This window comes from Streptomyces sp. ISL-99, assembly GCF_018614005.1.
Lineage (GTDB): Bacteria > Actinomycetota > Actinomycetes > Streptomycetales > Streptomycetaceae > Streptomyces > Streptomyces flavidovirens.
Window position 1 is genome coordinate 1 of record NZ_JAGGPC010000071.1, and the last position, 14,183, is coordinate 14,183.

The following is a 14,183-nucleotide window of genomic DNA, read 5'->3' on the forward strand; positions in this document are numbered from 1 at the left end:
GCCGGGAGGGGACGTGCCGGGGCGCTCCCCGCAGGGCGTTGAACGCAACCACCGCGAACGAACCAACGCAGTACCCGAACGTTCGACGCCCGAGGAGACGCCCCGGCGCGGCACCGACCCGGAACCCCCCGCCGAAACCGCAGCCCCCGCCGCCGCCCCCGCCGAACCCGCGCCCCCCGCAGACGCCCCGGAAGACCCCGCCCACAGCGAGCACCCCCACGCCTCCTACGTCCTGCGCGTGAACGGCGCCGACCGCCCCGTGACCGACGCCTGGATCGGCGAGTCCCTCCTCTACGTCCTGCGCGAGCGCCTGGGCCTCGCCGGTGCCAAGGACGGCTGCTCCCAGGGCGAGTGCGGCGCCTGCGCCGTCCAGGTCGACGGCCGCCTGGTCGCCTCCTGCCTCGTGCCCGCCGCCACCACCGCCGGCAGCGAGGTCCGTACGGTCGAAGGCCTGGCCACCGACGGCGAACCGTCAGACGTCCAGCGCGCCCTCGCCAACTGCGGCGCGGTCCAGTGCGGTTTCTGCGTACCCGGCATGGCGATGACCGTCCACGACCTGCTCGAAGGCAACCACGCCCCGAGCGAACTCGAAACCCGCCAGGCCCTCTGCGGCAACCTCTGCCGCTGCTCGGGCTACCGGGGAGTCCTCGACGCCGTACGCGAGGTCGTCGCCGAGCGCGAGGCGACCGCCGCGGCCGAAGAGGCCCGCATCCCGCACCAGGCACCCCCCGGCGCGGGAAGTGTCCAGCAGCCCCACCCCCACGAGCACCCGCACGAAAACCCGCACGACGGAGGCATGGCGTGAGCAACGACGCGGCCACCGCGACCAGCGTGACGGCGGTCGACGGCATCCAGCCCGAGCGCCGCCCCGAGACACCCACCCACGGCCTCGGCGCGTCCCTCCCGCCGGCCGACGCCCGCGCCAAGACGGAGGGCACGTTCCCGTACGCGGCCGACCTCTGGGCAGAGGGCCTCCTGTGGGCGGCAGTCCTCCGCTCCCCGCACGCCCACGCCCGTATCGTCTCGATCGACACGACCGCCGCGTCCGAAATGCCGGGTGTACGGGCCGTGGTGACCCACCAGGACCTCCCGGGCGACCACGCGCACGGCCGCAGCGTGGCCGACCGCCCCGTGTTCGCCTCCGACCTGGTCCGCCACCACGGCGAGGCGATCGCCGCAGTGGCGGCCGACCATCCCGACACGGCCCGCCTGGCCGCCGCCGCCATCGCGGTCGAGTACGAGGTCCTGGAACCGGTCACCGACCCGGAGCAGGCCTTCGCCGCGGAGCCACTGCACCCCGACGGCAACCTCATCCGCCACATTCCCCTCAGCTTCGGCGACCCGGAGGCCGTGGGCGAGGTGATCGTCGAGGGCCTGTACCGCATCGGCCGCCAGGACCCGGCGCCCATCGGAGCCGAGGCCGGTCTCGCGGTCCCGCGCCCCGACGGCGGCGTGGAGATCTACACGGCGTCCACCGACCCCCACACCGACCGCGACCGCGCCGCCGCCTGCTTCGGCCTGGAACAGGAACGTGTGAAGGTAGTCGTCACCGGCGTCCCCGGCGCGACGGGCGACCGCGAGGACGGCAGCTTCCAGATCCCACTGGGCCTCCTCGCCCTCAGAACCGGCTGCCCGGTCAAGCTGGCAGCCACCCGCGAGGAGTCGTTCCTCGGTCACGCCCACCGCCACCCGACCCTGCTGCGCTACCGCCACCACGCGGACGCGGAGGGCCGCCTGGTCAAGGTCGAGGCCCAGATCCTCCTGGACGCGGGCGCGTACGCCGACGCCTCCTCCGAATCCCTCGCGGCGGCGGTCTCCTTCGCCTGCGGCCCGTACGTGGTCCCGCACGCCTTCATCGAGGGCTGGGCGGTCCGTACGAACAACCCCCCGTCCGGTCACGTCCGCGGCGAAGGCGCGCTCCAGGTGTGCGCGGCGTACGAGGGCCAGATGGACAAGCTCGCGGCGAAGCTGGGCCTCGACCCGGCGGAACTGCGCCTGCGCAACGTACTGGCGACGGGTGACCTGCTCCCCACCGGCCAGACGGTGACCTGCCCGGCGCCCGTGGCCGAACTCCTGTCCGCAGTACGTGACTTCCCGTTCCCCGCGCTCCCCAAGGACACCCCGCAGGACGACTGGCTGCTGCCGGGCGGCCCGGAGGGCGCGGGCGAGCCGAGTGCCGTACGCCGCGGAGTCGGCTACGCGGTCGGCATGGTGCACATGCTGGGCGCGGAGGGCGCGGACGAGGTCTCCACGGCCACGGTGAAGGTCCACGACGGCGTGGCGACGGTCATCTGCGCGGCGGTCGAAACGGGCCAGGGCTTCTCGACTCTCGCCCGCCAGATCGTGCAGGAGATCCTGGGCATCGAAGAGGTCCACGTGGCCTCGGTGGACACGGACCAGCCCCCGGCGGGCGCCGCGACGCACGGCCGTCACACGTGGGTGTCGGGCGGCGCGGTGGAACGCGCGGCGAAGATGGTCCGCACCCAGCTCCTCCAGCCGCTGGCCCACAAGTTCGGCATGTCGACCGAGCTCCTCCAGATCGCCGACGGCAAGATCACGTCGTACGACGGCGTCCTGTCGACCACGGTGACGGAGGCGATGGACGGCAAGGAACTCTGGGCCACGGCCCAGTGCCGCCCCCACCCCACGGAACCCCTCGACGACACGGGTCAGGGCGACGCGTTCGTGGGACTGGCCTTCTGCGCGATCCGCGCGATCGTGGACGTGGACATCGAGCTGGGCTCGGTCCGCGTGGTGGAGATGGCGGTGGCCCAGGACGTGGGTCGCATCCTGAACCCGGCCCAGCTGGCGACCCGTATCGAGGCGGGTGTCACGCAGGGCGTGGGCGCGGCGCTGACGGAGAACCTCCGCACCCCGCGCGGCCTGGTCCGCCACCCGGACCTGACCCACTACGCCCTCCCGACGTCCCTGGACACGCCGGACATCCGCATCGTGAAGCTGGTGGAGGAGCGCGATGTGGTGGCGCCCTTCGGCGCGAAGGCGGTCAGCGCGGTCCCGGTGGTCACGTCCCCGGCCGCGATCGCCTCGGCGGTGCGCGCGGCGACCGGCCGCCCGGTCAACCGCCTGCCGATCCGCCCCCAGGCGGCGGTGGCCGCGCCGCCCGCGTAGCGGGCTTTGGGGGCTTCGGGGTCGGTGCCGCGCCGGGGCGTCTCCTCGGGCGTCGAACGTTCGGGTACTGCGTTGGTTCGTTCGTGGTGGTTGCGTTCAACGCCCTGCGGGGAGCGCCCCGGCACGTCCCCTCGCGGCACCGTTGGCTGCTGGGCGGGGTGTGGGGGGAGCGGGCCGGGGTGTTCCCTCCTGGCACCGTGGAATGTCGGCCCGCGGCCGCCGCGCTCGTGCGCGCTTCCCCTTGCCCGGTGTCGTGGTCCAGGCCACGATGCGAGCGTGAGTGCGGCACACCGACCGGCGACCCCGAGGGCGTGAGGCTTTGATGAGCAGCTACCTGCGAGCGGCCGACGCACGGTTGAGCCGCCGTCGCTTCGGAGCGCTGGCCGGGGCCGGCGTCGCCGCGCTGGCGGTGCCCGGCGGTGCGCGGGCCGCGGAGGCGCTGCGGCGCGCGTACCTCGGTACGTACACCACACAGCCCGGCGGCGGCACCGGCATAGGGCTCGCCTCGTACCGGCCGCGCAAGGGGGAGCTGGCCTCCACCGGGGTGCTCGTCGGTGTGCAGAATCCTTCCTTCCTGGCGCTTTCGCCCGACCGCCGCACCTTGTACGCCGTCGACGAGCGCGCCGAGGGTGCCGTCACCGCCGTGCGCGTCGGGGCCGGGGCGCCCGAGGTGCTGGGGCGCGCCCGCGGGACCGGCGGCGCCGACCCCTGCCACCTCTCGGTGCATCCCGACGGGCGGTTCCTGCTGACCGCGAACTACACCGGCGGGAGCGTGGCCGTACACCCCATCGGGCGCGGTGGCGTGCTCGGGGAGGCCACCGACGTCGTACGGCACACGGGGGCAGGGCCCGATCCTGAGCGGCAGGACGGCCCGCACGCGCACATGGTCGTCACGGATCCCGCCGGGCGGTACGTCGTCGCCGTCGACCTGGGTACGGACTCCGTCCACACCTACCGGCTCGACCCGCGCACCGGGAAGCTGCGGGAGCGTTCACGCGCCGCGATGAAGCCGGGGGCCGGGCCGCGGCACCTCGCCTTTCACCCCACCGGCCGGCACGCGTACGTCGTCAACGAGCTGGACAGCACCCTGGTCGCGTGCGGCTACGACGAGCGCACCGGCGTCCTGAGCCCCGGCGCCCCGCAGCCGACCCTCCCGTCCGGCACGGAACTCACCGAGCGCAACTATCCGGCGGGTGTGCTGGTTTCGCCCGACGGGCGGTTCGTGTACGTCTCCAACCGGGGCCACAACAGCATCGCGGTCTTCGCCGCCGAGTGCGGCGGCGCGGCGCTGCGGCTGGTGTCCGTCACGCCGTCCGGGGGCTCGTACCCCCGGCACATCGCCGTGGACCCGGCCGGCGGGCTGCTGTTCGCCGCCAACCAGAGGTCGGGCACGGTGGCGGCGTTTCGCGTGGACAGCCGTACGGGCCGGCTCGCGTCGGCGGGAGCGGCGCTGGCGGCGCCGGTCCCGGTGTGCGTGCTGCCGGTGTAGCGGGGCGGAATGACGCTGGAGGCCGTGATCGGAATCGAACCGACGTAAATCGCTTTGCAGGCGAGTCCCTGAGCCACTCGGGTACACGGCCGGGTAGCTGATGTCACGACCGTAGGGCGGCGGCGGAGGCGTCTTCAAGGGATCGGCCCGGGCCGCAACGCGACTGCCACACCGCGTTCATACGCCGCCGCGGTCGTACGACCAAAGACCGACAACCGGCCCTCCCTACGACAGGGTCCATTAGCCAGTACGCCCCTTACTCTGGGCGAATGACCGCCTTGGAGCCGCGCGACGCCGAGGTCGCGCCCGAAGCCGACGAGATACCCGGCGAACCCGCGGAGCGGAGCGGCGTTCTCGGCAGAACCCACCGCGCACTCAGCATCGGCATCATCGCCGTCGTCCTGCTCATCGCCTTCGAGGCGACCGCCGTCGGTACGGCCATGCCCGTCGCGGCCCGCGAGCTGAACGGCGTCTCCCTCTACGCCTTCGCCTTCTCCTCCTACTTCACCACCAGCCTCTTCGCCATGGTCCTGTCCGGCCAGTGGGCCGACCGGCGCGGTCCCCTCGCGCCGCTCGCCACCGGCATCAGCGCCTTCGGCGCCGGCCTGCTGCTCTCCGGCACGGCCGACGCGATGTGGCTGTTCATCCTGGGCCGGGCCGTCCAGGGCCTCGGCGGCGGACTCGTGATCGTCGCGCTGTACGTCGTCGTCAGCCGCGCCTACCCGTCCCGGCTCCAGCCCGCGATCCTGGCCGCCTTCTCCGCGAGCTGGGTGGTGCCCTCCGTCGTCGGGCCGCTCGTGTCCGGGACGGTCACCGAACAGCTCGGCTGGCGCTGGGTGTTCGTCGGCATCCCCGTCCTGGTCGTCTTCCCGCTCGCCATCGCCCTGCCCGCGATCCGCCGCAAGGCGGCCGGGCCCGCCGACGCGGGCGCCCCCGTCCCGGCCTTCGACCGCCGCCGGATCCGCCTCGCGCTCGGTATCTCGCTGGGGGCGGGGCTGCTCCAGTACGCGGGCCAGGACCTGAGGTGGCTGTCCCTGCTCCCGGCGGCGGTGGGCGGTGTGCTGCTCGTGCCGGCCGTACGCGGACTGCTGCCGCGCGGCACCTACGTGGCGGCGCGCGGGCTGCCTTCGGTGGTGCTGCTGCGCGGGATCGCGGCGGGGGCGTTCATCGCCGCGGAGTCCTTCGTACCGCTGATGCTGGTCACCCAGCGCGGACTGTCCCCGACGCTGGCCGGGCTCTCGCTGGCGGTCGGCGGTGCGACGTGGGCGTTCGGTTCGTGGGTACAGTCGCGGCCGCGCATGGAGCCGTACCGGGACTGGATGGTCTCCGGGTCCATGGTCCTGGTCGCGGCGGCCATCGCCACCACGCCGAGCGTGCTGATCGCCGCCGTGCCGGTGTGGGTGGTCGCGGTCGCCTGGGGCGTCGGCTGCTTCGGCATGGGCACGGTCATCGCCTCGACCAGCGTGCTCCTGCTCCAGCTCTCGGCGCCGGACGAGGCGGGCGCGAACTCCGCCGCCCTCCAGATCTCCGACGGCCTGTCCAACGTCATGCTGCTGGCCATCGGCGGCGCGGTCTTCGCGGCCCTGGGCGGCGGCGCGGTGGGCCACACCGTGGCGGCCTCGGGTGCGTCCGGATCCCACCCGGCGGCCTTCGCGGCGGTGTTCCTGCCGATGGCCGGGGTGGCGCTGGTGGGAGCGTGGGTGGCGACCCGGCTGCGCACCCCGCAGTCGTAGGCCGTCGCGACAAACGGGCATGCCCTGGTGTGAGGTGGGTCCCAACAGGGGGCGGGCCGGGGCGTTCAGCGGCATCGCAACCGGGCCACCGGTAGGGTGGCCCGGTTGTCTTACGTACCCCCGTGACCCCGAGAGCCCCTGAACCGGAGACCGTGACTACTACCGCCTCCCACCACCTCTCACCCGCCTTCCCCGGCCGCGCCCCGTGGGGCACTGCCAACAAGCTGCGTGCCTGGCAGCAGGGGGCGCTGGAGAAGTACATCCAGGACCAGCCGCGCGACTTCCTCGCCGTCGCGACGCCCGGCGCCGGCAAGACGACCTTCGCGCTGACGCTCGCCTCATGGCTGCTGCACCACCACGTCGTGCAGCAGATCACGGTCGTCGCTCCGACCGAGCACCTCAAGAAGCAGTGGGCGGAGGCCGCGGCCCGCATAGGCATCAAGCTCGATCCGGACTACAGCGCCGGACCGCTGAGCAAGGAGTACCACGGGGTCGCCGTCACCTATGCCGGTGTCGGCGTACGGCCGATGCTCCACCGCAACCGGTGCGAGCAGCGCAAGACGCTGGTCATTCTTGATGAGATCCACCACGCCGGTGACTCGAAGTCGTGGGGCGAGGCCTGCCAGGAGGCGTTCGACCCGGCGACCCGGCGGCTGGCTCTGACCGGTACGCCGTTCCGGTCCGACACCAACCCGATCCCCTTCGTCGCGTACGAGGAGGGGAACGACGGGATCCGGCGGTCCTCCGCCGACTACACCTACGGGTATGGGAACGCCCTCGCCGATGGTGTCGTACGGCCCGTTATTTTTCTGTCGTACAGCGGCAACATGCGCTGGCGCACCAAGGCCGGTGACGAGATCGCCGCCCGGCTCGGCGAGCCGATGACCAGGGATGCGATTGGGCAGGCATGGCGGACCGCGCTCGCGCCGACCGGGGAGTGGATCCCCAATGTGCTGGCGGCGGCCGACACCCGGCTGACCGAGGTACGGAAGGGGATTCCGGACGCCGGCGGGCTCGTCATCGCTTCCGACCAGGACAGTGCGCGCGAGTACGCCAAGATTCTGAAGAAGATCACGGGCGACCGGCCGACCGTCGTGCTCTCCGACGAGAAGGCCGCCTCGAAGAAGATCGACCAGTTCAGCGCGGACGAGTCCCGGTGGATGGTCGCGGTCCGCATGGTGTCGGAAGGCGTCGACGTACCGCGGCTCGCCGTCGGCGTGTACGCGACGACCATCTCGACCCCGCTCTTCTTCGCCCAGGCGGTCGGGCGCTTCGTGCGATCGCGCAGGCGCGGCGAGACCGCGTCCGTGTTCGTTCCCACGATCCCGATGCTTCTCGAATTCGCCAACGAGATGGAGGTCGAGCGGGACCACGTCCTCGACAAGCCCAAGAAGGGCAGCGACGAGGAGAACCCGTTCGCCGAGGAGGACAAACTCCTCGCCGACGCCGAGAAGCTGGAGGACGAGGAGACCGAGGAGCAGCTGCCCTTCGAGGCTCTTGAGTCCGACGCCGTCTTCGACCGCGTGCTGTACGACGGCGCCGAGTTCGGCATGCAGGCCCACCCGGGGAGCGAGGAGGAGCAGGACTACCTCGGAATCCCCGGTCTGCTTGAGCCCGACCAGGTGCAGCTCCTGCTCCAGAAGCGCCAGACCCGGCAGATCGCGCACAGCCGCCAGAAGCCGGCCGCCGAGGCCGATCTGCTGGAGAAGCCCGCCGAGTCGCGGCCCGTCGTCACGCACAAGCAGCTGCTGGAGCTCCGCAAGTCGCTCAACACCATGGTGGGCGCGTACGTCCACCAGACCGGCAAGCCGCACGGCGTCATCCACACCGAACTGCGGCGCGTCTGCGGCGGTCCGCCGAGCGCCGAGGCGACCGCCGGGCAGCTCCAGGAGCGGATCAAGAAGGTTCAGGAGTGGGCCACCCGGATGCGGTGACGCCCCGCCGGGTTCAAGGCCGGCGGGGGCAGCGGGGCCTGGAGGATCGTCTCCGGGCCCCGCTTTCCCGTGGTGGCGGGACCTCCAAACCCGGATCCGCCCGGATCGCGTTCCGCAAGCTGATCGACTTCCGTACGCGCCCGGATTCTGGACGAGGTCTTCCGCTGAGCGGAGTGGATCGCTACCTTTCCGGCAACGCATACGCCCCGTGGCAGAGCCGCCCCGGAGCGCAGCCGGTGCCATGACCTGCCGGCGGCCTCTGCGCGCGACGCCGAAGGGACCGGCGGCGCACAGCGTGAGAGAGCCGCCGCACTCACCACAGAGGAGTGGGCGTCGTGACCGCGGAAACCTCCCAGACGCTCGACCGGGGACTTCGTGTCCTCAAACTGCTGTCCGACACCGACCACGGTCTGACCGTCACCGAGCTCTCCAACAAGCTCGGTGTGAACCGCACCGTGGTCTACCGGCTGCTCGCCACCCTGGAGCAGCACGCGCTCGTACGCCGCGACCTGGGCGGACGTGCCCGCGTCGGCCTCGGCGTGCTGCGCCTGGGCCGGCAGGTCCATCCGCTCGTACGGGAGGCCGCCCTGCCCGCGCTGCGCTCGCTCGCCGAGGACATAGGCGCCACGGCGCACCTGACGCTGGTCGACGGCACGGAGGCGCTCGCGGTCGCGGTCGTCGAGCCGACGTGGACCGACTACCACGTGGCGTACCGCGCGGGGTTCCGTCACCCCCTCGACCGGGGCGCGGCCGGCAAGGCCATCCTCGCCGCCCGCCAGGGCGCCCTCGCGGTCGACGGCTTCACCCTCACCCACGGCGAACTGGAGGCGGGGGCCAGCGGCGCGGCGGCGCCCCTGGTCGGCATAACCGGGCTGGAGGGCAGCGTCGGGGTGGTCATGCTCGCCGACTCCATCCCCGAGCGGGTCGGCCCGCGCGTGGTGGACGCGGCGCGGGAGGTCGCCGACGCGCTGAGGTGAGGGGGCAGGTCGCCTGAGGTGCGGGGTGGCCCGGCGGCCGGAGGGCGGCGCAGCGGCTCGTAGACCGCGAAGTGGTGCGAGAGGTGCTCGGGGGAGAGGTGCGCGCGCCCACTAGATTGGGGGCGTGCTCTCACGTCTCTCCCGCCCCCGTGTCCTCGCCCTTTGCGGGGCCCCCGCGCTCGCGCTCCTCGCCGTGGCCGCCTTCGCGCCGCTGCCGTACGTCCTCGCGCAGCCCGGCAGTACCGCGAACGTCCAGGGTGACGACAAGGGCAAGCCGGTGATCACCATCACCGGTGCGCCGGTCCGCGAGACCACCGGGCAGCTGCGGATGACGACGATCGTGGCGACCGCCCCGTCCGTCGACGTCGACCTGGGGCAGGTCGTCGACGCGTGGTTCAGGACCGACCGGGCCGTCCTGCCCAAGGAGGCGGTCTACCCGACCGGCGGCACCGACACCGAGATCGAGAAGCACAACGTCGCCGAGATGGAGCAGTCGCAGGAGACCGCCGTCGACGCGGCGCTCGGCTACCTCGGCAAGAGCCCCGACCGGGTGAAGGTCGACCTCAACCTCGCCGACATCGGTGGCCCGAGCGCCGGTCTCCTCTTCTCCCTCGGCATCGTCAACAAGCTGGACGGCGACGGCTCGGGAGGCGACCTCACGGGCGGCCGCAACATCGCCGGTACGGGCACCATCACCTCCGGCGGAGACGTGGGCCCGGTCGGCGGCGTACCGCTCAAGACGCAGGCGGCCAGGCGTGATGGGGCGACGGTCTTCCTCGTACCGAGGGAAGAGTGCTCGCAGGCTCAGGCCGAGCTGCCGGACGGGCTGCGGCTGGTGCCCGTCACGACGCTCAAGGACGCGGTGCGGGCTCTGGTCGCGCTGGAGAAGAAGGGCGGGAAGGTTCCGAGCTGCTGAGGTTCCCGGTTACGTCGTCCATCGTCCGCCAGGACGGGAAGACCACCGGGCTCAGCGTCGCGAGGAAGTACGCCCCGCCGACCACGAGCAGCGCCGTCACGAGCCCCGCCTCCTCGACCAGCAGCCCCGCCGCGAGGCCGCCCAGCGGCATCGTCAGCTCGCAGCCGGCCGTGGACACGCCGCCGACGCGGCTGCGCAGCTCCTGCGGGACGCGTTCGTACGTCACCGTCGTCAGGATCGGGTTGAGCATCCCGGCGGCCAGACCGCCCGCCGCCATCGTCACGGCCAGCGCGGCCGTCCCGTCCACCAGCGCCGCGACGACGAAGCGCGGTAGCCCGCAGAGCAGGAACGCGACGGTGAAGACCACCCGGCGCGGGAAGCGCTCGCCGACCGCCCCGTACAGAAGGGCGCCGAGCAGCGCGCATCCGCCGAAGATCGCGGCGAGCATGCCGAGGTCGGTCGCGCCGCCCAGGTTGTCCTTGGCGTGGACGGGCAGCAGGACCGAACTCCAGCCCTGGTCAAGACCGTTGGTGAGCATCACCATCAGGACTATGGCCAGCAGGAGGCGGTGGCGCAGGAGGAAGACGTAGCCCTCGCGCAGTTCCCTTCGGTACGTCGTGAAGGACACCGGCGCCGCCTTCTGGGGCTCGGCCGCCCGTACGCCCCGTACTCCGGCCGCGACCAGCAGCGCCGACGCCGCGAACGTGGCCGCGTCGAGCAGCAGCACCGCCTCCGCGCCGAGCAGCGCGATCAGTACGCCCGCGAGCGCGGCCCCGATCATGCGGGCGCCGCGCGAGACGCCCTCGAAGAGGCTGGCGGCGCGGGCGAGGGTGGTGCCGGCGTGGGCGGCGAGGTCGGGCATCAGGACGTAACGGGCGGTCATGCCGGGCGTATGGGCGAGGCCACCGATCGCCATCAGGGCGCACAGCATCCAGAATTCCAGCACACCCGCGTAGTGCAGCAGCGGGATCGCGCCGACGGCGAGGCCGCACACCAGGTCGGAGGCGACGGAGACCCGGCGGCGGCCGATCCGGTCGATGAGCGGGCCGCCGACGAGCGCGGAGACGACGACCGGCAGCGTCGCGCAGAACGCGACGACGCCGGCCCGGCCGGCGCTGCCCGTGGTGTCGAGCACGAACCACGGCACGCCGATCATGGTGAGCGAAGTGCCCGCTATGGACACGGTGTTGGCGGCCAGTACCGCCGCGAACGGCTTCCGGCCGCCCGGTTCTCCCCCCTCGACGGTCATGCGATACGGGCCGACCGGGCGGGAGGTTGCTGGGCGAGGCGCAGGCCCAGCTCGACCATGGTCCAGCCGAGCCGCGTGCGCAGGTGGCGTCGCGGCGCGGGGTGGGGGAGCCGGGTGTACGCGGCGGCTTCCTGGTGCAGTTCGGCGGCGCGGTGGTGGTGGAGCGTGAGGTGTATGTCGGGGTGCATGACCGGCAGTTCCTTTCAGTCCGTGGCGCGGCGGGGGAAGGAGTGCGTGTGCAGGCGGACTTGGGCCGAACCTTCGTCGGACAGCCCGCGGTAGCTCTCGATGAGGTCGTGAATCTTGTCGTTCAGCTCGCGCAGCTGACCGGGGGTGAGCTGGAGCGTGAAGTCGCTGAGGTCCCCGACCCTGGCCCACTCCTCGGGCCATTCGCGCGAGGTGCCGAGCCAGGTGCCGACCTCCTGCGTGTGGATGTTCGCGACCTCGTGCAGGAAGAGGTCGGCGGCGCCGCGCACCGCCGGGTCGGGGCTGTTGTGCAGCTCCGAGCTGAAGTTCGTCCCCTCCTGCGCCGCCTTCCACCACCGCTCGCGACCCTTGCCGCGCTCCGGGTCGTCCTCGACGAACCCGTGCGAGGCGAGCTGGCGCAGGTGATAGCTGGTGGCGCCGCTGGACTCGCCGAGGCGCTCGGCCAGCTGGGAGGCGGTGGCGGGGCCGTCGTGACGCAGGGAGGCCAGGAGCTGGATGCGCAGCGGGTGGGCGAGGCCGCGCAGTGAACGGGCGTCCAGGGTGCGGTAGCCGGGCGTGGGATGCTCGGAGCCGGGGGCGGAGTCGGGCTGCTTGGGCATGCCCTCACCGTAGAGTTACAAAGAAACCTTTGCAACCACTTCTTTGCAACGCGTTCGGTCCACTCCCGCCCTTGATCTCCGTCAGCCCGGCCCGTCCGCCGCCGCCTGCTCCACCAGCGGGATGATCCGCAGGGGCACGGGGTTCTCCATGACGATCGCCGTGGAGGCCCGCACGATGCCCTCAAAACCGACAACCCGGTCGATCACGCGTTGAAGATCGGCGTTCGAGCGGGCGACGAGGCGACAGAGCATGTCGCCGTGGCCGGTGGTGGTGTGCAGTTCCAGGACCTCGGGGACCGTCGCCAGATGCGCCCGTACGTCGGCTCCCTGGCCCTGCTTGATCTCCAGCGTCGCGAACGCCGTCACCGGATAGCCGAGAGCGGCCGGATCGACGTCCGGGCCGAAGCCGCGGATCACTCCATTGGACTGAAGCCGGTCCATCCGCGCCTGCACGGTCCCGCGCGCCACGCCCAGCCGCCGGGACGCCTCCAGCACCCCGATACGCGGCTCGCGCGCCAGCAGCACGATGAGCCGGCCGTCGAGTTCGTCGATACCCTCGTTGGACATGGGCCTGCCCGCCTCCCGGCACCTCGTGCCTGCCTTGGTCATCCTGTACAGAACGCCCGGCCATTCTCGCCAGTCGCTGGGCATATTGCCCAGTGTTTCAGCGAACTATTGCGCAGCTTGCGATACGGAGAGACTCTGCCGCCATGACTGAGACAACGCACCACACCACCCCCAGCACCGCGCGTGAGGCCGACCCCTTCCCGGTCAAGGGAATGGACGCGGTCGTCTTCGCCGTCGGCAACGCCAAGCAGGCCGCGCACTACTACTCGACCGCCTTCGGCATGAAGCTCGTCGCCTACTCCGGACCGGAGAACGGCAGCCGCGAGACCGCGAGTTACGTCCTGACCAACGGCGCCGCGCGTTTCGTCCTCACCTCCGTCATCAAGGCCTCCACCGACCGGGGCCGCTTCCTCGCCGAGCACGTCGCCGAGCACGGTGACGGCGTCGTCGACCTCGCCATCGAGGTCCCGGACGCCCGTGCCGCGTACGCCTACGCCGTGGAGCACGGCGCGCGCGGCATTGAGGAGCCGCACGAGGTCAAGGACGACCACGGGGTTGTCGTCCTGGCCGCGATCGCGACGTACGGCAAGACCCGGCACACCCTCGTCGAGCGGTCCCGTTACAACGGTCCGTACCTGCCCGGCTTCGTCGCCGCCGACCCGATGGTCGAGCCGCCGGCCAAGCGCACCTTCCAGGCCATCGACCACTGCGTCGGCAATGTCGAGCTCGGCAAGATGAACGAGTGGGTCGCCTTCTACAACAAGGTCATGGGCTTCACCAACATGAAGGAGTTCGTGGGCGACGACATCGCCACCGAGTACTCCGCGCTCATGTCGAAGGTCGTCGCGGACGGCACCCTCAAGGTGAAGTTCCCGATCAACGAGCCCGCGATCGCGAAGAAGAAGTCGCAGATCGACGAGTACCTGGAGTTCTACGGCGGCGCCGGCGTCCAGCACATCGCGCTCGCCACCAACGACATCGTCGCCACCGTGCGCAGCATGCGGGCGAACGGCGTCCAGTTCCTGGACACCCCCGACTCGTACTACGACACGCTCGGCGAGTGGGCGGGCGAGACGCGCGTACCCGTCGAGACGCTGCGCGAGCTGAAGATCCTGGTGGACCGCGACGAGGACGGCTACCTGCTGCAGATCTTCACCAAGCCGGTCCAGGACCGGCCGACCGTCTTCTTCGAGATGATCGAGCGGCACGGCTCGATGGGCTTCGGCAAGGGCAACTTCAAGGCGCTCTTCGAGGCGATCGAGCGCGAGCAGGAGAAGCGCGGCAACCTCTAGTCGCAGTAGCGATACGGCGTTTGGGGCATTCGCCATGGCCTTCCCGGCCTGGTGGGTGCCCCCTTTTTCGCCCTGGTGATCTCCCCGGTAC

General features: G+C 71.9%; 12 protein-coding genes and 1 tRNA gene. 8 read left to right on the forward strand and 5 right to left on the reverse strand.

Annotated features, from left to right (window positions below; translation table 11 throughout):
* The 3 genes from J7E91_RS31890 to J7E91_RS31900 form a co-directional block, all read left to right on the forward strand.
* Positions 1-805, forward strand: an 805-nt coding sequence (locus J7E91_RS31890) for a (2Fe-2S)-binding protein (RefSeq protein ID WP_251016571.1), incomplete at its 5' end; no start/stop codon positions are given.
* Entirely contained in the window at positions 802-3,129 is a 2,328-nt protein-coding gene (locus J7E91_RS31895) for a xanthine dehydrogenase family protein molybdopterin-binding subunit (protein WP_214910365.1), read from the forward strand. The genes J7E91_RS31890 and J7E91_RS31895, both read left to right, overlap by 4 nt.
* A 322-nt stretch (positions 3,130-3,451) precedes the next feature.
* Positions 3,452-4,618, forward strand: coding sequence for a lactonase family protein (locus J7E91_RS31900; RefSeq protein ID WP_214910367.1), 1,167 nt, complete (start codon positions 3,452-3,454; stop codon positions 4,616-4,618).
* Positions 4,619-4,634: 16 nt separating this feature from the next.
* Here the strand turns inward: J7E91_RS31900 and J7E91_RS31905 are convergent.
* Positions 4,635-4,709 (reverse strand) — tRNA-Cys (locus tag J7E91_RS31905).
* Between the two features lie 178 nt (positions 4,710-4,887).
* On the opposite strand from J7E91_RS31905, the gene J7E91_RS31910 reads away from it, so the two are divergent.
* The 4 genes from J7E91_RS31910 to J7E91_RS31925 all read left to right on the forward strand — a co-directional run bounded on the left by J7E91_RS31910 (position 4,888) and on the right by J7E91_RS31925 (position 10,178).
* Positions 4,888-6,351, forward strand: coding sequence for an MFS transporter (locus J7E91_RS31910; RefSeq protein ID WP_214910369.1), 1,464 nt, complete (start codon positions 4,888-4,890; stop codon positions 6,349-6,351).
* A 152-nt stretch (positions 6,352-6,503) separates the two neighbouring features.
* The gene (locus tag J7E91_RS31915) at positions 6,504-8,285 is read left to right on the forward strand and encodes a DEAD/DEAH box helicase (protein WP_028813163.1); all 1,782 of its coding nucleotides are present in this window, start codon (positions 6,504-6,506) and stop codon (positions 8,283-8,285) included.
* Positions 8,286-8,620: 335 nt separating this feature from the next.
* Positions 8,621-9,262, forward strand: a complete 642-nt coding sequence (locus J7E91_RS31920) for an IclR family transcriptional regulator (protein ID WP_214910371.1) — start codon at positions 8,621-8,623, stop codon at positions 9,260-9,262.
* Between the two features lie 124 nt (positions 9,263-9,386).
* A complete protein-coding gene (locus J7E91_RS31925) occupies positions 9,387-10,178 on the forward strand; it encodes a S16 family serine protease (protein WP_214910372.1) in 792 nt (263 codons plus the stop codon).
* Here the strand turns inward: J7E91_RS31925 and J7E91_RS31930 are convergent.
* The 4 genes from J7E91_RS31930 to J7E91_RS31945 all read right to left on the reverse strand — a co-directional run bounded on the left by J7E91_RS31930 (position 10,114) and on the right by J7E91_RS31945 (position 12,800).
* Positions 10,114-11,427: an MFS transporter gene (locus tag J7E91_RS31930; RefSeq protein ID WP_214910373.1), complete on the reverse strand. Its 1,314-nt coding sequence runs from the start codon at positions 11,425-11,427 to the stop codon at positions 10,114-10,116. The two genes, J7E91_RS31925 and J7E91_RS31930, sit on opposite strands and share 65 nt — an antisense overlap.
* Complete coding sequence (locus J7E91_RS31935; RefSeq protein WP_214910374.1) at positions 11,424-11,615, reverse strand: hypothetical protein; 192 nt, start codon at positions 11,613-11,615, stop codon at positions 11,424-11,426. The genes J7E91_RS31930 and J7E91_RS31935 overlap by 4 nt, the downstream gene beginning before the upstream one ends.
* Positions 11,616-11,630: 15 nt before the next feature.
* Positions 11,631-12,233, reverse strand: coding sequence for a transcriptional regulator (locus tag J7E91_RS31940; RefSeq protein WP_214910375.1), 603 nt, complete (start codon positions 12,231-12,233; stop codon positions 11,631-11,633).
* 81 nt (positions 12,234-12,314) lie between these two features.
* Positions 12,315-12,800 (reverse strand): Lrp/AsnC family transcriptional regulator, encoded by a 486-nt coding sequence (locus J7E91_RS31945; RefSeq protein ID WP_214910376.1) that lies wholly within the window; start codon positions 12,798-12,800, stop codon positions 12,315-12,317.
* A 143-nt stretch (positions 12,801-12,943) separates the two neighbouring features.
* Between J7E91_RS31945 and hppD the strand changes: the two genes are divergently transcribed.
* The gene (hppD, locus tag J7E91_RS31950) at positions 12,944-14,092 is read left to right on the forward strand and encodes a 4-hydroxyphenylpyruvate dioxygenase (protein ID WP_214910377.1); all 1,149 of its coding nucleotides are present in this window, start codon (positions 12,944-12,946) and stop codon (positions 14,090-14,092) included.
* Positions 14,093-14,183 lie beyond the last annotated feature (91 nt).

Excerpts from the sequence above, each read along its gene's own strand:
- J7E91_RS31940 (WP_214910375.1), bottom strand. The coding sequence starts at position 12,233 with ATGCCCAAGCAGCCCGACTCCGCCCCCGGCTCCGAGCATCCCACGCCC.
- J7E91_RS31900 (WP_214910367.1), top strand. The coding sequence starts at position 3,452 with ATGAGCAGCTACCTGCGAGCGGCCGACGCACGGTTGAGCCGCCGTCGC.
- J7E91_RS31945 (WP_214910376.1), bottom strand. The coding sequence starts at position 12,800 with ATGTCCAACGAGGGTATCGACGAACTCGACGGCCGGCTCATCGTGCTG.
- J7E91_RS31935 (WP_214910374.1), bottom strand. The coding sequence starts at position 11,615 with ATGCACCCCGACATACACCTCACGCTCCACCACCACCGCGCCGCCGAA.
- hppD (WP_214910377.1), top strand. The coding sequence starts at position 12,944 with ATGACTGAGACAACGCACCACACCACCCCCAGCACCGCGCGTGAGGCC.
- J7E91_RS31930 (WP_214910373.1), bottom strand. The coding sequence starts at position 11,427 with ATGACCGTCGAGGGGGGAGAACCGGGCGGCCGGAAGCCGTTCGCGGCG.
- J7E91_RS31910 (WP_214910369.1), top strand. The coding sequence starts at position 4,888 with ATGACCGCCTTGGAGCCGCGCGACGCCGAGGTCGCGCCCGAAGCCGAC.